Annotated in this window: 18 protein-coding genes; 7 read left to right on the top strand and 11 right to left on the bottom strand. The window is 71.4% G+C overall.

Going from position 1 to position 18,961, the window contains the following annotated elements; all coding sequences use genetic code 11:
• The first annotated feature begins 201 nt into the window (after positions 1–201).
• From M2283_RS32060 to M2283_RS32045, 4 genes are read left to right on the top strand one after another with little or no spacing between them, the layout of a single operon-like run.
• Entirely contained in the window at positions 202–1,131 is a 930-nt protein-coding gene (locus tag M2283_RS32060; protein WP_280879946.1) for a substrate-binding periplasmic protein, read from the top strand.
• A 9-nt stretch (positions 1,132–1,140) separates the two neighbouring features.
• On the top strand, positions 1,141–1,896 hold the full coding sequence (locus M2283_RS32055) for an amino acid ABC transporter permease (protein WP_280879945.1): 756 nt from the start codon (positions 1,141–1,143) through the stop codon (positions 1,894–1,896).
• A complete protein-coding gene (locus M2283_RS32050; protein ID WP_280879944.1) occupies positions 1,893–2,687 on the top strand; it encodes an amino acid ABC transporter ATP-binding protein in 795 nt (264 codons plus the stop codon). Before M2283_RS32055 ends, M2283_RS32050 begins: the two co-directional genes overlap by 4 nt.
• The gene (locus M2283_RS32045) at positions 2,684–3,973 is read left to right on the top strand and encodes an NAD(P)/FAD-dependent oxidoreductase (protein WP_280879943.1); all 1,290 of its coding nucleotides are present in this window, start codon (positions 2,684–2,686) and stop codon (positions 3,971–3,973) included. Before M2283_RS32050 ends, M2283_RS32045 begins: the two co-directional genes overlap by 4 nt.
• A gap of 53 nt (positions 3,974–4,026) precedes the next feature.
• Here M2283_RS32045 and M2283_RS32040 read toward each other — a convergent pair whose 3' ends face one another.
• From M2283_RS32040 to M2283_RS32010, 7 genes are all read right to left on the bottom strand, one after another.
• Positions 4,027–5,010, bottom strand: coding sequence for a TIGR01777 family oxidoreductase (locus M2283_RS32040; protein WP_280879942.1), 984 nt, complete (start codon positions 5,008–5,010; stop codon positions 4,027–4,029).
• Positions 5,011–5,096: 86 nt separating this feature from the next.
• Positions 5,097–6,176: a glycerophosphodiester phosphodiesterase family protein gene (locus M2283_RS32035; protein ID WP_280879941.1), complete on the bottom strand. Its 1,080-nt coding sequence runs from the start codon at positions 6,174–6,176 to the stop codon at positions 5,097–5,099.
• 113 nt (positions 6,177–6,289) lie between these two features.
• Complete coding sequence (locus tag M2283_RS32030; RefSeq protein ID WP_280879940.1) at positions 6,290–7,273, bottom strand: ABC transporter substrate-binding protein; 984 nt, start codon at positions 7,271–7,273, stop codon at positions 6,290–6,292.
• An 8-nt stretch (positions 7,274–7,281) separates the two neighbouring features.
• The gene (locus tag M2283_RS32025; RefSeq protein WP_280879939.1) at positions 7,282–8,049 is read right to left on the bottom strand and encodes an ABC transporter ATP-binding protein; all 768 of its coding nucleotides are present in this window, start codon (positions 8,047–8,049) and stop codon (positions 7,282–7,284) included.
• A gap of 2 nt (positions 8,050–8,051) precedes the next feature.
• Complete coding sequence (locus M2283_RS51700) at positions 8,052–8,246, bottom strand: hypothetical protein (protein ID WP_348538940.1); 195 nt, start codon at positions 8,244–8,246, stop codon at positions 8,052–8,054.
• Positions 8,247–8,248: 2 nt separating this feature from the next.
• Entirely contained in the window at positions 8,249–9,310 is a 1,062-nt protein-coding gene (locus M2283_RS32015) for a FecCD family ABC transporter permease (protein WP_280880060.1), read from the bottom strand.
• Positions 9,311–9,565: 255 nt separating this feature from the next.
• On the bottom strand, positions 9,566–10,528 hold the full coding sequence (locus tag M2283_RS32010) for a cytochrome c oxidase assembly protein (protein ID WP_280879938.1): 963 nt from the start codon (positions 10,526–10,528) through the stop codon (positions 9,566–9,568).
• Between the two features lie 416 nt (positions 10,529–10,944).
• On the opposite strand from M2283_RS32010, the gene M2283_RS32005 reads away from it, so the two are divergent.
• Together M2283_RS32005 and M2283_RS32000 are read left to right on the top strand one after the other, a co-directional pair.
• Positions 10,945–12,087 (top strand): GNAT family N-acetyltransferase, encoded by a 1,143-nt coding sequence (locus M2283_RS32005; RefSeq protein WP_280880059.1) that lies wholly within the window; start codon positions 10,945–10,947, stop codon positions 12,085–12,087.
• A 249-nt stretch (positions 12,088–12,336) separates the two neighbouring features.
• Entirely contained in the window at positions 12,337–13,320 is a 984-nt protein-coding gene (locus tag M2283_RS32000; RefSeq protein WP_280879937.1) for an alpha/beta fold hydrolase, read from the top strand.
• 28 nt (positions 13,321–13,348) lie between these two features.
• On the opposite strand, the gene M2283_RS31995 is transcribed toward M2283_RS32000, so the two are convergent.
• Positions 13,349–14,128 carry an SDR family NAD(P)-dependent oxidoreductase gene (locus tag M2283_RS31995; protein ID WP_280879936.1) on the bottom strand — a complete coding sequence of 260 codons (780 nt, stop codon included), beginning with the start codon at positions 14,126–14,128 and terminating at the stop codon, positions 13,349–13,351.
• 126 nt (positions 14,129–14,254) lie between these two features.
• Between M2283_RS31995 and M2283_RS31990 the strand changes: the two genes are divergently transcribed.
• Positions 14,255–15,070 carry an alpha/beta hydrolase gene (locus tag M2283_RS31990; RefSeq protein ID WP_280879935.1) on the top strand — a complete coding sequence of 272 codons (816 nt, stop codon included), beginning with the start codon at positions 14,255–14,257 and terminating at the stop codon, positions 15,068–15,070.
• Between the two features lie 91 nt (positions 15,071–15,161).
• Here the strand turns inward: M2283_RS31990 and M2283_RS31985 are convergent, their stop codons facing one another.
• The 3 genes from M2283_RS31985 to M2283_RS31975 are packed head-to-tail and all read right to left on the bottom strand — an operon-like array spanning position 15,162 to position 18,928.
• On the bottom strand, positions 15,162–16,217 hold the full coding sequence (locus M2283_RS31985; RefSeq protein ID WP_280879934.1) for a FecCD family ABC transporter permease: 1,056 nt from the start codon (positions 16,215–16,217) through the stop codon (positions 15,162–15,164).
• A 34-nt stretch (positions 16,218–16,251) separates the two neighbouring features.
• Complete coding sequence (locus tag M2283_RS31980; RefSeq protein ID WP_280879933.1) at positions 16,252–17,304, bottom strand: FecCD family ABC transporter permease; 1,053 nt, start codon at positions 17,302–17,304, stop codon at positions 16,252–16,254.
• Complete coding sequence (locus tag M2283_RS31975) at positions 17,294–18,928, bottom strand: (2,3-dihydroxybenzoyl)adenylate synthase (protein ID WP_280879932.1); 1,635 nt, start codon at positions 18,926–18,928, stop codon at positions 17,294–17,296. Before M2283_RS31975 ends, M2283_RS31980 begins: the two co-directional genes overlap by 11 nt.
• Between the last annotated feature and the right edge of the window lie 33 nt (positions 18,929–18,961).

Here is an 18,961-nt window from a genome sequence, read left to right as displayed (position 1 = left end):
GGCGCGCGATTGGACGCACCGTACAGGGGAGGGGGTCATTTCGGCCACAACTCTGTACGGAGTGACCGGTGACGTGATCCGGCGCGGTCTCTAGCGTATGGCCCCAATCGAGGTCCCCGCCGAGGGCACAGCGCGGTGAACGGCGGGTCCCATTCAGTACCCGGAAGCGCCCGTGAGCGCCCGGACGGAAGGCCCAAGCCGATGACACGTGCACGCCCCCTCGCGTCCGCATTGCTGGCAGTACTCCTGCTGTCCACCGTCTCCGCCTGCGGTTCCGGCGACGACGCCCCCAAGAACGTGTCCGCGAAGGTCGCCGCCCTGGGCACGCTCACGCCCGGCGTCATCAAGGTGGCCGTCCAGCCGTACGCCCCCTACACCAGCGTCCAGGGCGACAAGATCGTCGGTCTGGACGGCGACATCCTCACCTACGTCGCCAAGAAGCTGGGCCTGCGGATCAAGCCCCAGGTCACCGACTTCGCCGGCATGCTGGCCGGCGTCCAGTCCCGTCGCGTCGACCTCACCGTCGGCGGCGTCGCCTGGTCCGCCGACCGGCAGAAGCAGGGCCTGTTCACCGACCCGCCCTACTACTCGCCGCCCGCGATGGCGGTGCGCGGCGGAAAGACGTACAAGACGGTCGACGACCTCAAGGGCCTGAGCCTCGGCACGGTCGAGGGCTACGTCTGGGTCAAGTCCATCCAGGCCGTGCCCGGCGCGAAGCTGCACGCCTACCCCGACGCCAACGGCGTCTTCGACGACCTCGGCGCCGGCCGCGTCGACGTCGGCTTCCTCGACCCGCTGATCATCATCGCGGCCCAGAAGGAGCGCCCCGACCTGAAGATCAAGACGGAGTACCTGACCCCGCCGACCGCCGGCGAGGTCAGGGCGCAGCCCGCGTACCAGTACTTCCAGCCGTACCAGACCGGCTTCTACCTCCCCAAGAAGGCCACCAGGCTGGAGAAGGCGATCTCCGCGCAGATCGACGCCATGTACACCAACGGCGAGTTGGCGAAGCTCGTCGAGAAGTACGGCGGCGACCCCGAGCAGTTCCTGGAGCCGGCCGCCGATGTCGCCGCCGCGCGGCGCGGAGTGGACCGGCCCGCCACCTGGACGCCGCCGTCCATCGCCAAGTGAGGGGATGACATGTCCGGTCTCTTCCAAGTCCCCTGGTCCGACTACCGTTCCGACCTGCTCGACGCGCTCGGCCGTACCGTCTCCTACACGGTGGTCAGCTTCGTCGGCGCGGTCCTGCTCGGCCTGGCGGTGGCCCTGCTCCGGCTGAACCGGGCCTGGCCCGCGCGCGCCGTCGCCGCCGTCTACACCGAGGTGTTCAAGAACATCCCGCTCCTCGCCATCATCTTCCTGACGTACTTCGGCCTGGCCTCGGCGGGCATCCGGCTCGACGTGTTCACCGCCGGCTGCCTCAGCCTGGTCGTCTTCTACGCCGCCTACCTCTCGGAGATCTTCCGCTCCGCGATCAGCGGCGTCCACACCGGTCAGACGGAGGCCGGCGAGGCGCTGGGCCTGGGCAAAGTGGGCATCTTCGTGCACGTCGTACTGCCGCAGGCGGTCCGGCAGGCGCTGCCCGGCACCAACACGATGCTGGTCGACCTGCTGAAGTCCACCTCCCTGCTGGTCACCGTCTCGGCCGCCGAGCTGATGTCGGAGGGGCGGCTGATCACCTCGGCGACCTTCCGCGCGCTGGAGGTGTATCTCGTCATCTCCGCCCTCTACTTCGCCCTGTGCTACCCGCTCTCCCAGCTCCTCCTGCTGCTGGAGCGCAAAGTGCGGGCGGGCATCCCGCTGTCCCCCCGGCGCCGTCGCCGGGTGCGCGCCGCCCGTGCCCTGCTCGCCGCCGACCTCGACACCCGCACCGACCGCGAGGAGGCGGTCGTATGACCGAGCCCGTCACCACGGAGAAGACCGTCCCGCCGGCCACCACCGAGGCGGTGGTACGCATCGAGGGGCTGCGCAAGTCCTTCGACGGCCGGCTCGTCCTCGACGACGTGGACCTGGAGGTCGACCGCGGCCGCATCGTCAGCGTCATCGGGCAGAGCGGCGGCGGCAAGACGACCCTGATGCGCTGCGTCAATCTGCTGGAGCAGCCCGACCGGGGCACGGTCGAGGTGGCCGGCGAGGTGGTGCACCGTGAGGGCCGCACCGTCTGCCGCGACCTGCCGCGGCTGCGCCGTACCGTCGGCATGGTCTTCCAGAGGTTCAACCTCTTCCCGCATCTGACGGCCGTGGAGAACATCGTCCTGGCCCAGCGCAAGGCGGGCGTCGCCGAACCGGAGGCGCTGGAGCGGGCCGTCGCCCTGCTGCGCCGGGTCGGGGTGGCCCACCGCGGCCTCGCCCTGCCCGACCAGCTCTCCGGCGGTGAGCAGCAACGGGTCGCCATCGCAAGGGCGTTGGCACTCAGGCCAGAGGTGCTGCTCTTCGACGAACCCACCTCGTCCCTGGACCCGGAGGCCACCCGCGAAGTGCTCGGCGTGATGCGGGAACTGGCCGCCGAGGGCATGACGATGCTCCTGGTCACCCATGAACTCCCCTTCGCCCGCGAGGTGTCGGACCACGTCGTGTTCGTCGACGGTGGCCGGATCGTCGAGGAGGGCCGCCCGCAGGACGTCCTCGACCACCCCGCGCAGGCCCGCACCCGGGAGTTCCTCACGGCATACGGATCCGTGTCATGAGGGGCGCGAACGGACTGACCGGCGACGATCCCGTCGTGGTCGTCGGCGGCGGCGTCGTGGGACTGTGCACCGCCTACTACCTGGCCCGGGCGGGTCTGCCGGTCGAGGTCGTCGAGCGGCGCGGCCTGGCCTCCGGGGCCTCGCGGGGCAACGCGGGCTGGGTCTGCCTCAGCCACTCGACGCCCGTCCCCGCCCCCGGAGTGGTGCGCTACGCGCTCCGCTCCCTGGGCCGGCCGGACTCGCCCCTGTATCTACGGCCCCTGCCCGATCCGGCGTTCGTGCGCTGGCTGTGGCGGTTCTGGCGCAGCAGCACACCGGCCGCCTTCCGGCGCGGCTACGCGGCGATCGCCGAACTGAACCGCGACACCTTCGACCTCTTCGACGAGCTGCGCGCGGCCGGCGTCGACACGACCCTGACCCGACCCGGCATGGTGCACGCCTTCCTGTCGGCGACCGAGGCCCGCCATCACCTCGCCGTCCAACGGGAGATGGCGGACGGCCGCTACCCCATGCCGGACGACGTCGTCACGGGCGACGAGGCCCGGCTGCTCGACGACGCGCTCTCGGCGCAGGTACGCGCGGCGTACCTCGTCGAGGGGGAGGGTGTAGTGGATCCGGAGGCCTTCGGCCGCGGGCTCGGCGAAGCGCTCGCCGCCTCGGGGGTGAAGGTCCACGAGAACACCGAGGTCGACGGATTCCGCACGGCCGCTGGACGCGTCACGGCCCTGCGCACCGGCCATGGCGAGATCGCCTGTTCCGCCGTCGTCATCGCGGCGGGCATGCGCTCCGCGGGACTGCTGGGCTCGTTGGGGCGTCCGCTGCCGCTCCAGGCCGGCAAGGGCTACAGCTTCTCGGTCGACCTCGACCCGGCACCCCGGCACACGCTCTACTTCGGCGAACGCCGGGCCGTCGCCTCGCCGATCGCCGGCACCACCCGGATCGCCGGCACGATGGAGTTGAGCGGCAACAACAACCGCCTCGACTGGCGCCGGATCGTGGCCGTCGCGCTCGCCAGCCGGCACTATCTGGGCCGCTGGTTCGACGACCCGGACGACCTGGTCGGCCAGATCCGGGACCCCTGGGTCGGCGGTCGGCCCTTTCTGCCCGACGGACTCCCGGTCGTCGACCGAGTCCCCGGCTACGACAACGCGTTCGCCGCGACTGGACACGGCATGCTCGGCGTCACACTGGGCCCGGTCACCGGCCACCGCCTCAGCGAGTACGTCCGCACCGGACGCCGTCCGGACGACCTCGCGCCGTTCCGATTCGATCGGCGGGGGCAGTGAGGGGTCCTGGTCGGGTTCACCGAGTTGAGGCGCGGCCGTCCCCGGCCGTCGACTCAGTTGAGGAACCGGGCCGTCGAGCGGACGTGGTGCGCGCCCCGGTACCCCCGTACCCGCCGCACGAGATCCTCGGCGGCCGTCGGCCATTCCGGCTGGTCGAAGTCGAAGCCTGCTTCGAGCAGGCGGCCGGGGACGACGCGGCGGCTCTTGAGGAGGAGTTCGGTGTCCGAGCGGAGCGCGAAGGCGCCGAGTTCGGCCATCGTCTTCGTCGCGGGCAGGCCCATCGGGGTACCCCAGGCGGCGCGCAGGTCACGCATGAACTCCCGTTGCGGCAGCGGGTTCGGGGCGGCGAGGTTCACCGGGCCGCTCAAGTCGTCCCGCTCGACGAGGAATTCGACCGCGCGGACGAAGTCGTGGCCGTGGATCCAGGAGACGTACTGCGCGCCGCCCGCGACCGGGCCGCCGAGGCCGAGCCGCACAAGGCGCAGCAGGACGTCGAGGACACCGCCCCGGTCGGGGCTCATCACCATGGCGGAGCGCAGGGCCACCTTGCGGGTGTGCGGGGTGTCGGCACGCTCCAGCTCGCGCTCCCAGTTGCGGGCGATCTCGATGCTGTAGGCCCAGTAGTCGGGGACGTCCGGCTCGGCTCCGCCGATGACGCCGGTCGTCTCGTCGTTGGGTGCGTCGAAGCGGTGGGAGTAGATGGTGGCGGTGCTCATCTGGAGCCAGACGCGGGGCGGCCGGGCGGCGGACGCGATCGCCTCGCCGACGGCTCGGGCGGACCGGACCCGTGAGTCCATCATCGCCTGCATGTTGGCCGGCGTGTAGCGGCAACTGACGCTGCGCCCGGCCAGGTTGATCAGCACGTCGCTGCCGTCGATGGCCTCGGCCCAGGGGCCCTGGTTCACCCCGTCCCACGGGATGTCGCCAGGGCGCCCGGGCCGTCGGCTCAGCACCACGACCTCATGGCCGGCCGCGGCCAGCTCGCGGCGCAGCAGCGTCCCCACCTGCCCGGTGCCACCGGGAATCACGATCTTCATCCAGCTCGCCCCCTCTGTTCTCGGAGCGAGCATACGCCGGTGTTGAACGTGTTCAAAACGATGGGACCGGGACTGCCGCAAGGTTGTCAGTGCCGGGGCTGGTAGGCCTTGGGCAGGCGCAGGCCGCGGTCGGCCATGATCTGCCGGACGCGGTCGGGGTAGTCGGTGATGATGCCGTCGATGCCCATGTCCATGAGTGCCTCGATGGTGGCCGGGTCGTCGCAGGTCCAGGGGATGACCTTCAGGCCCCGGGCGTGGGCCTCGGAGATCATCGTGGGGTCGGGGTAGAAGCGGAAGTCCGGGTCGCCGATCCTGCCGCTCTGCGGGAAGCCGTAGTTCGGGGAGAGCGCCTTGAGGCCCGGGACGGTGGCCGCCGCCTTGACGAAGTCGCCGTCGTAGTCGTCGGCGTCGATGCCGCCCAGCCAGGGAGAGGCGCCGGGCTGCCCGACCTGGAGGAAGTCATAGTTGGTGAGCGCGACCAGGGGCCACCTCGGCGCCAGCCTGTGCATCACCTTCAGCGCGCCCCAGTCGAAGGACTGGATGGTGACCTGGTTCTCGATGCCGGAGTGGTGGATCTCCTCGTAGACGCGGCGCACGAACAGCTCGCGCGGCGCGGTCTGTTCGGGCGAGCCCGCCTCGACCTTCGTCTCGATGTTCAGCTTGACCTGTTTGGCGTGGTAGCTCTTGACCAGGTTCAGGACGTCCTTCAGCTCGACCATCCGGAAGCCCTTGACCACCTCCTGCTGCGGGAATCCCGGCAGTTGCCGGTAGCCGCAGTCCAGGGTCTTGATCTGAGCCAGCGTCAGATCCTTGATGTACTTCCCGACATACGGGTACATCGGGTCGCCGGGTGTGACCGGTGCCGTGTCCTTGCACTTCACCCCGGTGATCTGCCGGTCGTGGTTGACGACGACCTTGCGGTCCTTGGTGATCTGGGTGTCCAGCTCCAGGGTGGACACCCCGAGCCGCATGGCCTTGCCGAACCCCTGCAGCGACTCCTCGGTCGTCAGACCCAGGCCGCCGCGGTGGGCCTGCAGATCGAACAGGGCTCTGTGGGAGGGCGGTTGGGGCGTGTGCGTGGTCGCCGCCGCGTGAGCGGCCGTCGGGAGAGCGAGCACCGGCGCCAGGGCCAGGGTCAGGCCGGCGAGGGCATGTCGTGCGGACATCGAAACCTCACTCGTGTCGGTTCGGGCGAGCAGGAGACGCTAGTAGGGTTACGGGCGTACGCAACAGCCTGGACATGATCCCGCCGTGAATCCTGACGGAACGCGGACCGGTCTCAGCCGCGCAGGTACGCGCCGAGCCGTGCGATCGCCGACGGGTTGCGGGGGCTCTCCACCAGGTCGACGTAGTCGAGGACGAAGATCCGCCGGTGCTTGACGGCGGAGACGTTGCGCAGTGGGGCGTAGGACAGGAGGAACTTCCGTTTCTGTTCGGCGCTGACGTCCCCGTAGTCGCAGATGACGATGACGTCCGGGTCCCGCTCGACGACGCTCTCCCAGCCGACGGTGGTCCAGGAGTCGGGCAGGTCGTGCATGACGTTCTCGCCGCCGGCCGCGCTGATGATCTGGTCCGGGGCGGCGTAGCGGCCGGACGTGAAGGGCTGGTCCTGGCCGCTGTCGTAGAGGAAGACCTTGGGGTGCCTGGCCGGCGCCTTCGTCTTGACCTCGGCGATCTGCTTCTTGAACCCCGCGATGAGGGCGGCGGCCCGCTTCTGCACCCCGAAGAGCTTGCCGAGGTTGGTGAGGTCCTCGTACAGAGCGTCCAGCGGCGGCATGATGCCGCGCGAGGTCTCCGTACGGCCGTTGTGGCACGACTCGGTGAGGGTGTACGTGGGGATGCCGAGCTTCTTGAGGGCGTCCGGGGTGAAGCCGCTGTCCTCGCGGAAACCGTAGTTCCAGCCCGCGAAGACGAGGTCGGCGTGGGCGTCGAGGACGTTCTCCTTGGTGAGTTGGTCCTTGGAGAGCCACTTGACCTTCTGGTAGCCGTCCTTCCAGGGGACGTCGGTGAGGTCGCCCTTGTCGTCGGGCATGGCGAACCCGGCCATGCGGTCCTCCAGACCGAGCGCGAACATCAGCTCGGTGATCCCGACGTCGTTGGTGACCACACGCTCGGGGACCTTGTCGTAGGTCACCTTGCGGCCGCAGTTGGTGAGCGTGACGGCGGTGGACTTCGACTCCGCGTCGGCCTGCGGCTCGACGGTGGCGCCGCAGCCGGTGGCGGTCGCGGCGAGACAGAGGGCGGCGATGAGCAGCTTGCGCATGGGGATCCTTAGGAGGCGGGCGGGAGGAGGTCGAACAGCAGCTGGACCGCGCCCGTCTCCGGGTGTCGTACGGGATGCGCGCGCACCCCGAACACCTCGGCGAGCAGGGCCGGTCGGAGAACCTCGTACGGCGGTCCCGAGGCGACGATCCGGCCGTCGGCCACGACGTACAGCCGATCGCAGTGCGCGGCGGCCAGGTTGAGGTCGTGCAGGGCGGCCAGCGCGGTCAGGCCACTGCGACGGACCAGGGCGAGCACGTCCAACTGGTGGGCGATGTCGAGGTGGTTGGTGGGTTCGTCGAGGACGAGCACCCGAGATTGCTGCGCCAACGCGCGGGCGATCAGGACGCGCTGCTTCTCGCCGCCGGACAGGGCCAGGAAGCCGCGATCGGCGAGATGGGTGACGCCCGTGTGCTCCATGGCCTCGGCGCACACGGCACGATCCCGCGCGGCCGTCCGGTCCCGGTGCGGCAGCCGCCCCATGGCGACCACCTCGGCCACCGTGAAGTCGAACTCCGCCGCCGACTCCTGCGGCAGCGCCGCCAACACCCTTGCGGCGGCCCGGGGTTGCATCCCGTGCACGTCCTCCCCGTCGAGGTGTATCGCCCCGCGGTCCGGCCGCAACGCCCGGTACACGCACCGCAACAGGGTCGACTTCCCGCTGCCGTTGGGACCGACGAGCCCGACGAACGCCCCGCTGTCCACGGCGAGTTCGATGTCGTCCACGAGCCGCGCACCGGCCACCTCGGCCGTCACGCCGGTGATGTCGAGCCGCATGCTCACCGGCCTCCGAACGCGTAGCCGCCGCGTCGCACAAGCAGCGGGAAGGCGGGCGTCCAGGCCGCGGGAGCGATGTCTCCGAGGGGCAATTCGGCCAGCGCGAGCGGGAGTTGAGACAGTTCGGCGGGTGCGAGCGAGAGTCGGGACTGTGCGTCCGCCCGCTCGGCCGTCACGCCGTCGATGTCGAGCCGCATGCTCACCGACCCCCGAACGCGTAGCCGCCGCGTCGCATCAGCAGCAGAAAGGCCGGCACCCCGACCACGGCCGTGATCACTCCGACGGGCAACTCGGCGGGCGCCAGCAGGAGTCGGGACAGTACATCCGCCCAGACCAGGAGTACGGCTCCGACCAGCGGGGCCACCGCCAGCACCCGTCGGTGGTCGGCGCCGACGAGCATCCGTACGACATGCGGGACCATCAGCCCGACGAAGCCGATCGCTCCGCTGACCGCGACCACCGTCCCGGTCACGGCGGCGGTGACGAGGAACAGCTCCCGGCGCAGCCGACCCGGCCGGACCCCGAGCGCTGCGGAGGTCTCGTCGCCCATGGCGAGCGCGTTCAGCGCCTCGGCCCGCCACCGCAGCCACGCCCACCCGGCCGCCACGGTCACCGCGGCGAGCGGCACCTGAACCCAGGTCGCGCCGCCCAGGCTGCCCAGCAGCCACATCATCGCCGACCGGGCCGCCTCGCCCCGGGCCGCGCCGAACACCATCACGGTGGTCACGGCCTCGAAGCCGTACGCCAGCGCCGTCCCGGTCAGGACCAGGCGCAACGGTGTGAGCCCGTGCGGCGACCGGGCCACGGCGTACACCAGCACCATCGCCGCGAGTGCCGAGGCGAACGCCGACGCCGACAGCGCCCAGACCCCGAGCCCGGCGAACGCCCCGAGCAGGATGACCGCGTTGGCGCCGACCGCCGCGCCCGAGGAGATGCCGAGCACGAAGGGATCGGCGAGCGCGTTGCGGACCATGGCCTGCACGGCCACGCCGACGGCCGCGAGCCCCGCCCCGACCACCGCGCCGAGCACGACCCGTGGCAGCCGGATCTCCCAGACGATGGTGTACGCGGCGACGTCGTCCGCGTGCACGGTGCCACCGGTCAGCCCGGCCCAGAGGAAGCGGAACACCGCCGTCCAGCCGATCCCAGCGGCCCCGAGCCTGACCCCGCACACGAGCGAGACGAGGAGGAGCAGCGCCAGGCCCAGAAGGAGGGGTGGCACGGGTATGCGGGTGGGAGTGGGGGTGGGACTTCGGCGCACGGCGGGGTGGTCCTTCACCTGGGGCCACCTGCTGGACATCAAGCAGGAGACGCCCGTACGACCGTGCCGGCCGCGCGGTCCCCTCTCGCAGTCCACGGCGAGCGTTCGACGGGTCGCGCCACCCACAGGCGATCGGGCTCACGCGACAGGTCGTTCTCAGGTGCCGCGCACACCGTTGCGGGTCAGCGCCGGACTCTCACCGGACTTCCCCCGCGGGAGGCTCCGGGAGCGTAGCAAACGCCCCAAAGCGGTCCGTCACCCAGGTCCTTGCTGCCGCAGGCGCCGGGCGACCTCGCTGTCCTCGGTCTCCCACCACGGACGGACCAGATCGGGACCCGCCGGCTGCGGGACCGGCACGAGGTCGGTCTCCAGACGGCGGTCCAGCACGACGTTGCGAGCCCGTTCCGTGCGGGCCCACTGCACGAGGATCGCCAGCAGGAAGGGGAGCGCCACAAGTTCGGCGATGCTGATCATGGCGCCGCCGCCGAGCTGCTGGTCGTGGTGGACGTCCGGCGCCCAGGACGGGGCATGGTGCAGGTACCAGGCGCCGGCGATCAGCGTGCCGTGGGTCATCACGACGACGCCCGGCACGGCGTCCACGATCCCGTCGAGGAAGACCAGCGCGGCCCGGACCGGGTGGGTGCACCAGGCGGGCAGCGCCTCCTCGCCGGTCAGTACCGGCACCACGAACAGACAGCCGGCGAGCAGCAGGTGCAGATACATGAGGTCGTGCAGCGGGCCGTACCGCAGCGCGGTCGCGAAGTACGGCGTGAAGTACACCGTCAGCTCGGTCGCCAACACCAGTGCCGTGCTGACCAGCGGGAAGGTGAGCAGTCGTACGACCCGTCCGGTCATCGCCCGCCGCAGCCGGCCGGCCGGACCCTCCGGCAGCGCCCGCAGCGCCAGTCCCAGCGGGTCGCCCAGGGCCAGTCCGAGCGGCGCGACCAGGTCGAGCAGGACGTTCTGGACGGCGGCCGGCCAGAACAGCACCCGGTCGTAGACGGCGAGGCCGGACATCGTCGCCGCCGTCAGCGTCCCGAGGCCCAGCAGCGCGAAGGCCGCCGTCCGGGCCACGGGCCAGTGCTCGCCCCGGCGCGCGAGCCGCAGCACGCCCGCCGCGTACAGGCCGCCCAGCAGGACGACGAGCAGCAGCGCGGGCACGTCCAGTCGCCAGGAGGAGAGCAGCCGTCCCGCGGTGAGCTCCGGCAGACTCCCCATCACCAGGTCTCTCCTCTTCCACGGCTTCTCTTGCGCGGTTTCTCTTCCGCGGCGCGTCAGATCTCCCGTCCGTGACGCGCCGGACCCGCGCAGACGTTACGCCGCGCTCGCGACCGTACCGATCACAGGTCGGGCGTATCGGGCGACTTCATACCAGGCTCACACCAACTTCCTACGAAGGGCGCCGACTTCCTGTGAAAATCGCCCGGTTCCGGAATTGATCGTGTCGTCCCACTCGCAGTCACCCGCTGTGAGAGGCAGTCTTGACAACGTGCGTACTGTTTCGCGACGTTTGAGCCCTGCCGGGGACCGGGGATCTCGGTCGTCGGCCACGGGGTGAGGGCGGCGCGTACACGGCTGGGGGGCGGGTACACGGCGTGGGCCAGCGGGTAACGGAGAAGCGGCGGGGCGCGGAGATGCGTCACGGGGGGAGCGGATCTGACGTGGACGTGACGATCCAGAGACTCGACGAGTTGAGCGCGTCGCTGCGCGGGGCGTGGCACGAGGCGATGGATGCATCACCTGAGTACTCCAATCCCTTTCTGGCACCGGAGTTCGCGCTCGGGGTCGCCAGACATCGGGGTGCGGTGAGATTGGCCGTTCTGCGGCAGGAGGGGAAGCCGGTCGGCTTCTTCCCGTACGAGAAGGACGCTTTCGGCATCGGCCGGGCCATTGGGCTCGGCCTTTCGGACTGCCAGGCCCTGGTGCACCGGCCCGGGGTCACCTGGGACGCACAGGAGTTGCTGCGGGCCTGTGGGCTGTCCATCTTCGAGTTCGACCATCTCGTCGAGGAGCAGAAGCCCTTCGGCAGCTATGTCACCGGCCGGTTCGCCTCGCCGGTGGTGGATCTGAAGCCCGATGAGAGCGGCTACCCGCAGTGGCTGCGCGGCGCGTATCCAGGGCTGGCCAAGACGACGCTCAAGAAGGAACGTCGCATCGGGCGTGACGTGGGCGAAGTGCGGTTCGTCTTCGACGAGCGCGACCCGGCGATGCTGCGCACGCTCATGCGCTGGAAGTCCGCCCAGTACCGCAGGACCGGACGGATGGACCGGTTCGCGCGGCCGTGGATCGTCGACCTGGTGGACGACCTGTTCCAGGTCCGCGAGGAGCACTTCACCGGTGTGCTGTCGGTGCTGTACGCGGGTGACCGGCCGGTGGCCGCGCACTTCGGACCGAGATCGCGCACGGTGCTGGCGGCCTGGTTCACCGCCTACGACCCCGACCTGCACTACTACTCGCCGGGACTGATGATGCACCTGCGCACGGCCGAGGCGGCGGCCCGGGCCGGGGTGACGATGATGGACCTGGGGCGCGGCGACAAGGAGTACAAGGACTGGCTCAAGACCCGCGAGCTGAGCGTCGGCGAGGGCTTCGCCAGCCGCCCGCACCCGGTGGCGGCGGCCTACCGCGTCTGGCGCAGACCGGTGCGCGGTCTGCGGAACACGGTCAACGCCCATCCCGGTCTCCGCGAACCCGCCGACCGCCTCCTCAAAACGGTCGGCGGCCTGCGCACCTCACGCCGGTCGGCACCCGGCGGAGGAGCGGACCGCACCCCCTGACGGCAGCCGGCACGGCCGGGCGGGCACTCCTGGCCCAGCCCGGCGTCCGTGCCGGCACGCGAGCGGCTCCCTGACGCTGGTCGGCACGGGAGGGCGAGTGCCCCTCGGCGCCTGCCCCGGAGTTTGCCGAATCGGCAACAGACGTCGCCCGTGCCGTGCCGTCCGTCGCATGCTCGTCCTCGAAGCCGCAGACCGCAGGGCTGTCCGGTCCACCCGACCGGACAGTCCCGCGCTCACCCGGGAGGACCCATGCCGCAGCCGACCCCCGCCGACCGCACGCACCGCCTGGTGCCCTCGCCCGCCGGCCGCACCCACCTCGTCGAACAGGGTGACGGCCCGCTGGTCCTGCTCGTCCACGGCTTCCCGGAGTCCTGGTACTCCTGGCGTCACCAACTGCCCGCCTTGGCCGCGGCGGGCTACCGCGCCGCGGCCCTCGACGTCCGCGGCTACGGCCGCTCCTCCAAGCCCGCCGCGGAGTCCGCGTACCGGATGCTCGACCTCGTCGAGGACAACGTCGCGGTGGTGGAAGCCCTCGGTGAGCGGTCCGCCGTGATCGTCGGGCACGACTGGGGCGCGACCATCGCCGCCACCTCCGCGCTGGTACGCCCCGACGTCTTCCGAGCGGTCGGACTGCTGAGCGTCCCCTACACCCCGCCCGGCGGCCCCAAGCCCAGTGAGGTCTTCGCGGGGATGGGCGGCGAGCAGGAGTTCTACGTCTCCTACTTCCAGGAGCCGGGCCGCGCCGAGGCGGAGATCGAGCCCGATGTACGCGGTTGGCTCGCCGGCTTCTACGCCGCCCTGTCGGCCGACACCATGCCCGAACCCGGCGCCCCCGACCCGCACTTCGTCACCCGCGGCGGCACGCTCCGCGACCGTTTCCCGCGAGGGCGCCTGCCGGCTTGGCTCAGCGAGGACGAACTCGACGTCTACGCAGGTGAGTTCGAGCGCAGCGGGCTCACCGGCGCCCTGAACCGCTATCGCAACATGGACCGCGACTGGGCGGACCTGGCCGGCCACCAGGGTGCCCCGATCCGCCAACCCTCCCTGTTCCTGGGCGGTTCGCTCGACGCCTCCACCACCTGGCTGGCCGACGCGATCGAGGCGTACCCGACCACGCTCCCCGGCCTGACCGCCTCCCACCTCCTGGAGGGCAGCGGTCACTTCATTCAGCAGGAGCGGCCCGAGGAGACCAACCGGATCCTGACGGAGTGGCTGGGCGGGCTCGACGCCTGACGTGCAGGGGTGGGTAGGGAGTAGTGGGTTACCAGGTAGGGATGAGGCCGCCGTCGATCCTGATGTCGGCGCCGACGACGTTCCCGGACCGGGGGCCCGCCAGATACAGCACCGCTTCCGCGACCTCGGCGGGCTGGGTGAACCGACCGCTCACCATCGACCGCGCGGCGCCCTCCGCGACCGAGGCCCGGTCGGCGCCGGTCGCCCGGCCGACCGTGGCGGCCACCCCGCTGTCGGACAGCCACAGATCGGTGGCGACCGGCCCGGGACTCACCGTGTTGACCCGGATGCCCCGTCCGCCGACCTCCTTCGACAGGCCCTTGGAGAAGGCGGCGACGGCGGCTTTCGCGACGCTGTAGTCGAGGACCAGGGGGTCGGGCAGGGAGGAGTTGACCGAGGCGACGGTCACGATGCTGCCCTCGCCCCGCGCGAGCATCGCCGGAAGCGCGGCCCGGGTCGTTCGTACGGTCGTCAGGAGGTTGAGCGTGAGGGTGGACATCCAGTCCTCGTCGGAGATGGACAGGAACCCGTCGGGGCGTACCGGGGCGGCGCCGACGTTGTTGACCAGGATGTCGATGCGGTCGCCGGCACGCTCCACCAGCAAGGCGGGACCGTCCGGCGTGCCGAGGTCGACCTCGACCACCTCCACCGCACCCGACTTGGCCAGTTCGGCCAGCTCGTCGGAGGTGTGCCGGGCGCCGGCGACCACCCGCGCTCCCTCGGCGGCCAGCGCCCGTACCACGGCGAGGCCGATGCCCCGGCTGGCTCCGGTGACGACAGCGGTACGACCGTCCAGTTCCTGGACCATGGCCTGCTCCTCGTGGACCTCGGTGAACTTCTGTCAGCGTTCAGGGTGACTCGGGCCATTTCGCCGTCGACGGGAGGAGCATGACAGTCACTCGCACGCACCCCGTGCCGGCGGAAGGACCCCATCATGACTGGCTCTCCCGTTCCCGTGGTCTTCATCCACGGACTCTGGCTGCACGCCTCCTCCTGGGCACCCTGGCAGGAGCTGTTCGAGAGCAAGGGCTACACCACGGTCGCACCCGGCTGGCCCGGCGTCGCGGAGACCGTCGAACTCGCCCGGGCCGAACCCGAGTCCATAGCCGACCACGGCATCGACGACGTCGTCGAGCACTACGCGGCCCTCATCGCCGACCTGCCCCGGCCGCCGATCCTGGTCGGCCACTCCTTCGGCGGCATGATCGCCGAGAAGCTGCTCGGGCAGAACCGCGCGGCGGCCGCGATCGCCATCGACGCGGCCCAGATCAAGGGCGTACTCCCGTTGCCGCTGTCCGCGTTGCGCTCGACCTTCCCGGTGTTCGCCAACCCGGCCAACCGGCACCGCGCGGTGTCGTTGACCGCCGAGCAGTTCCGGTTCGCGTTCGGCAACGCGGTCGAGGCCGGGGAGTCCGCGGCGCTGTACGAGCGCTGGACCATCCCGGCCCCGGGCAAGCCCCTGTTCGAGGCCGCCGCGGCCAACTTCTCCCCGAACTCCCCGGCGAAGGTCGACACCGGCAACGAGTCCCGCGGCCCCCTGCTGCTGATCATGGGCGGTAAGGACCACACGGTCCCCGAGGCCGTCACCAAGTCGACGATGAAGCAGTACCGGCATTCGACGGCCGTGACCGAGATCCTGGAGTTCCCCGACCGCGGCCACTCCCTCACGGTCGACAGCGGCTGGCGCGCGGTCGCGGACACGTGCCTGGAGTGGCTGGGCAAGCAGAAGTTGGGCGCGCTGGACTCCTGAGCGTGGCGGACAGGCCGAGGACTGCGCACGATTAGGGAGGCCGCGCGTGCTCAGGGTGTCTCCTGCACCCTGAGCACGAACGTGCCCAGCCTCAGATCCGCCCCGCCCGCCGCTGTCGTCGCAGCAACAGCCCCAGATACAGCCCGCCGACCACCGCCGTCACCACGCCCACCGGCAACTGGGCCGTCTCGTGGATGCGTTGGGAGGCGAAGTCGGCGGTGACCACGAGGAAGGCGCCGGTGCAGGTGGCGCCCAGGAGGTTGGGGCCGGGGGCGTGGGTGAGGCGGCGGGCCAGTTGGGGTGCGATGAGGGCGACGAAGGGGACCGGCCCCGCGGCGGCCGTCGCCACCGCGCAGGCCGCCGTGGCCAGGACCAGGACCACCAGGCGGGTGTGCTGGACGGGCACGCCGAGACCGCCCGCCACGTCGTCGCCCATCTCCAGGATCCGCAGCCTGCTCGCCGTCAGGGCGACCAGCGGCAGCAGCACGAGGAGGCCGATCGCGGCCGGGCGCACATCCTGCCAACCGCGGCCGTTCAGGCTGCCGTTGAGCCACACCATCGCCTGCGCGGCCTGGGTGAAGCGGGCCTTGGCCAGCAGATAGGCGTTGACGCCCTGGAGCAGCGCGCTGACCCCGATGCCGACCAGCACCAGCCGGTAGCCGTGGATGCCCTGCCGCCAGGCGAGCAGATACACCAGCAGCGCGGTCGCCAGACCGCCGGCCACCGCGCCCACCGCGACCTGCCCGCCGGTGCCGCCGATGACCAGCACGACCAACAGGCCGCCGGTGGCGGAGCCGTAGGTGAAGCCGACGATGTCGGGGCTGCCCAGCGGATTGCGGGTCAGGCTCTGGAACAGCGCCCCGCTCAGCCCGAGCGCCGCGCCGACCAGGATGCCGGTCAGCAGGCGGGGCAGGCGGAGTTCGTTGACGACGAAGTCGGTCCGGCGGCTGCCGTTGCCCAGGAGCGTGCGGATCACGTCGGCCGGGGAGATGGCGAACTCCCCGGTCCCCAGGGCGAGTACGCCCACCGCGAAGGTTGCGGCCAGCACCAGCACGCACACCGTGACCGTGCGGACGTCCACGCGCAGCGACAGCCCGCGCGAGCGACTGCGGACGACGTGTGTGCGGTGGGGGAGGGCCGTGGTCATGAGCGCACCACCCTCCGGTGGGGGAGAGTCGCGGTCATGACGACACCACCCTGCGATGCCGGACCAGCGCGATGAACACCGGCGCGCCGATCACCGCGGTGATCACACCCGCGTCGAGTTCGTCGGGGCGTACGACGACCCGGCCCAGGACGTCCGCGTAGAGCAGGAGCGCCGGGGCCAGCAGCATGGACAGCGGCAGCGTCCAGCGTTGGTCGGTGCCGGCGATCATCCGGGCCATGTGCGGGACGGCGAGGCCGACGAAGACCAGGGGTCCGACGGCCGAGGTGGCGGCCCCGCACAGCAGGGTGACCGCCAACAGGCCTAGGAACCGGGTCCGGTTGAGGTGGGCGCCGAGGGCGCGGGCCGCGTCGTCGCCGAGGGCGAGCGCGTTGAGCGGGCGGACCAAGGAGAGGGCGAGGACCAGGCCCAGCGCCACGAACGGCGTGATGGTCGTCAGCGTCTGGTTGTCGGCGCGGGCGAGTGAACCGACGCTCCAGAACCGGAGTTGGTCCAGGGCCTGGGCGTCGAGCATCATCACGGTCTGGCTCAGGCCGGTGAACACGGCGGCGATCACCGCGCCGCCCAGCGCGAGCCGTTCCGGTGTCGCGCCGCCGCGTCCGCCGGAGGCCAGCGAGTACGCCAGCAGACCGGCGATCACCGCCCCCGCCATGCCGAACCACACCGAGGCCCACAGGCTGGTCAGCCCCAACACCGTGATGGAGAAGACCACTCCGGTGGCCGCGCCCGCGTTGATGCCGAGCAGTCCGGGGTCGGCCAGCGGGTTGCGGGTCAGCGCCTGGATGAGCGCGCCCGCGACGCCCAGTGCGGCTCCGGCGGCGATCCCGGCGAGGGTGCGGGGTACTCGTACGTCCCAGATCACGGAACTCGCGATCGACCCGTCGTCGTGGAGCAGGGCGTGGAAGACCGTGGCCGGCGCGAGTGAGCGCGAGCCGATCGCCAGGCTGAGCACGACCGCCACGAACAGCAGCACCAACGCGCCGACGACAGCGAGCAGTCGGGTCCGGGCCCGACGGCGCGGGGGTTGGTCCGCCTGCTCAAGTGCGGGCGTGGCGACCTTAGTTGCCACCGCCACCCTCCGCACTCAACCGTTCGGCGATCCGGCGGCCGAGCGCCTTCTTGTCGATCTTACCGACCGAGGTACGCGGGAAGACGTCGACCACCTCCACCCGGTCGGGCAGCTTGTACGCGGCGACTCCGCGGTCGGCCAGGAAGGCGGCGAGTTCGCGCTGGGCCGGGGCGGTGGCCTCACCGCGCGGGACCAGGTAGGCGCAGGTGCGTTCGCCCATCGTCGCGTCGGGCATGCCGACCACCGCCGCGTCGTGCACGGCGGGGTGGGCCAGGATGTGGTTCTCCAGCTCCTCGGCGGAGATCTTGTCGCCGCCCCGGTTGATCTGGTCCTTGGCCCGCCCCTCGACGACCAGGTGCCCGCTGGGCAGGACCCGGACCAGGTCGCCGGTGCGGTAGTAGCCGTCGTCGGTGAAGGTGCGGGCGTTGTGCTCGGGCGCCCGGTAGTAGCCGCGCAGGGTGTAGGGGCCGCGGGTGAGCAACTCGCCGGTCTCGCCGGGGAGTACGTCGTGTCCGTCCTCGTCGACGACCCTGATCTCGTCGTCCGGGGAGAGCGGGCGGCCCTGGGTGCCGATGACGAGGTCCGAAGGGTCGTCCAGGCGCGTGTAGTTGAGCAGCCCCTCGGCCATGCCGAAGACCTGCTGCAGGGTGCAGCCCAGGGCGGGTTCGACGTGGGCGGCGGGCTCGGCGCCCAGCTTGGAGCCGCCGACCTGGAGCAGGCTCAGCGAGGACAGGTCGGCCTCCTCCCACTCCACCGCGTCCAGCCACAGCAGGGCGATCGGCGGAACGACGGCGGTCGCGGTCACCTTCTCGCGCTCGATCAGCGCGAACGCGTCGTCCGGGCTGGGCGTGGGGGAGAGGACCACCGTGCCGCCGGCCATCAGCGTGCCGAGCAGGCCCGGGCAGGCCAGCGCGAAGTTGTGCGCGGTCGGCAGGACCACCAGATAGACGGTCGACTCGTCGAAGCCGCAGACCTCCGCGCTCGCCCGGACGTTGTACGCGTAGTCGTCGTGGGTGCGCGGGATGAGCTTCGGCTTGCCGGTGGTGCCGCCGGACAGCAGCAGCACGGCCACGTCACTTGGGTCGGACACGGGCAGCGGCACCGGGTCGCTGTCGAGGTCGTCGAACGCGGTGAACTCCGCTGGATCGCCGGCCACGATGACGTGCTCAAGCGACGGCACCGCCTTGCGCACGGCACGGGCCAGCGCGCGGTGGTCGAAGCCGTCGAGCACGTCGGGGATCGCGTACGCCGTGGCGCCCGCCGTCTCGGCGACGTGCACGATCTCGCTCTCCCGGTGCGCGGGCAGCGTCAGCACCGGCACCGCGCCGGCCCGCAGCAGCGCGAAGAACAGCACCACGAACGCGTCGGTGTTGGGGAGTTGGACGACCACACGGTCGCCGGGACCGATGCCGAGCCGCCGCAGTCCCGCGGCCGTACGGTCGGCGCGCCGGTCGAGATCGGCGTAGGACCACCGCTGACCGTCGGCGTCCACGAGCGCGATCCGCCCGGGCGCGCGCTCGGCCCGGTCCCGCAGCAGCCGGTCCAGTGGCCGGCCCTGCCAGTGACCGGCGTCCCGGTACCTCCGTGCGAACGGTTCCGGCCAGGTCACCCACCCGTCGAGCATGCTCAACTCCCGCCCACTGCCGAGGTCCCACTG

The organism is Streptomyces pseudovenezuelae, assembly GCF_029892565.1.
Classification (GTDB): domain Bacteria; phylum Actinomycetota; class Actinomycetes; order Streptomycetales; family Streptomycetaceae; genus Streptomyces; species Streptomyces pseudovenezuelae_A.
This window is presented reverse-complemented; position numbering and strand designations above follow the sequence as displayed.

Coding starts and splice junctions, on each gene's coding strand:
- M2283_RS32010 (WP_280879938.1), bottom strand. CDS start 10,528: ATGGGGAGTCTGCCGGAGCTCACCGCGGGACGGCTGCTCTCCTCCTGG.
- M2283_RS32040 (WP_280879942.1), bottom strand. CDS start 5,010: ATGAAGATCGTGATTCCCGGTGGCACCGGGCAGGTGGGGACGCTGCTG.
- M2283_RS32030 (WP_280879940.1), bottom strand. CDS start 7,273: ATGCGCAAGCTGCTCATCGCCGCCCTCTGTCTCGCCGCGACCGCCACC.
- M2283_RS31975 (WP_280879932.1), bottom strand. CDS start 18,928: ATGCTCGACGGGTGGGTGACCTGGCCGGAACCGTTCGCACGGAGGTAC.
- M2283_RS51700 (WP_348538940.1), bottom strand. CDS start 8,246: ATGCGGCTCGACATCGACGGCGTGACGGCCGAGCGGGCGGACGCACAG.
- M2283_RS32050 (WP_280879944.1), top strand. CDS start 1,893: ATGACCGAGCCCGTCACCACGGAGAAGACCGTCCCGCCGGCCACCACC.
- M2283_RS32055 (WP_280879945.1), top strand. CDS start 1,141: ATGTCCGGTCTCTTCCAAGTCCCCTGGTCCGACTACCGTTCCGACCTG.
- M2283_RS32005 (WP_280880059.1), top strand. CDS start 10,945: ATGCGTCACGGGGGGAGCGGATCTGACGTGGACGTGACGATCCAGAGA.
- M2283_RS31995 (WP_280879936.1), bottom strand. CDS start 14,128: ATGGTCCAGGAACTGGACGGTCGTACCGCTGTCGTCACCGGAGCCAGC.
- M2283_RS32060 (WP_280879946.1), top strand. CDS start 202: ATGACACGTGCACGCCCCCTCGCGTCCGCATTGCTGGCAGTACTCCTG.
- M2283_RS31990 (WP_280879935.1), top strand. CDS start 14,255: ATGACTGGCTCTCCCGTTCCCGTGGTCTTCATCCACGGACTCTGGCTG.
- M2283_RS32045 (WP_280879943.1), top strand. CDS start 2,684: ATGAGGGGCGCGAACGGACTGACCGGCGACGATCCCGTCGTGGTCGTC.
- M2283_RS31985 (WP_280879934.1), bottom strand. CDS start 16,217: ATGACCACGGCCCTCCCCCACCGCACACACGTCGTCCGCAGTCGCTCG.
- M2283_RS32000 (WP_280879937.1), top strand. CDS start 12,337: ATGCCGCAGCCGACCCCCGCCGACCGCACGCACCGCCTGGTGCCCTCG.
- M2283_RS32025 (WP_280879939.1), bottom strand. CDS start 8,049: ATGCGGCTCGACATCACCGGCGTGACGGCCGAGGTGGCCGGTGCGCGG.
- M2283_RS32035 (WP_280879941.1), bottom strand. CDS start 6,176: ATGTCCGCACGACATGCCCTCGCCGGCCTGACCCTGGCCCTGGCGCCG.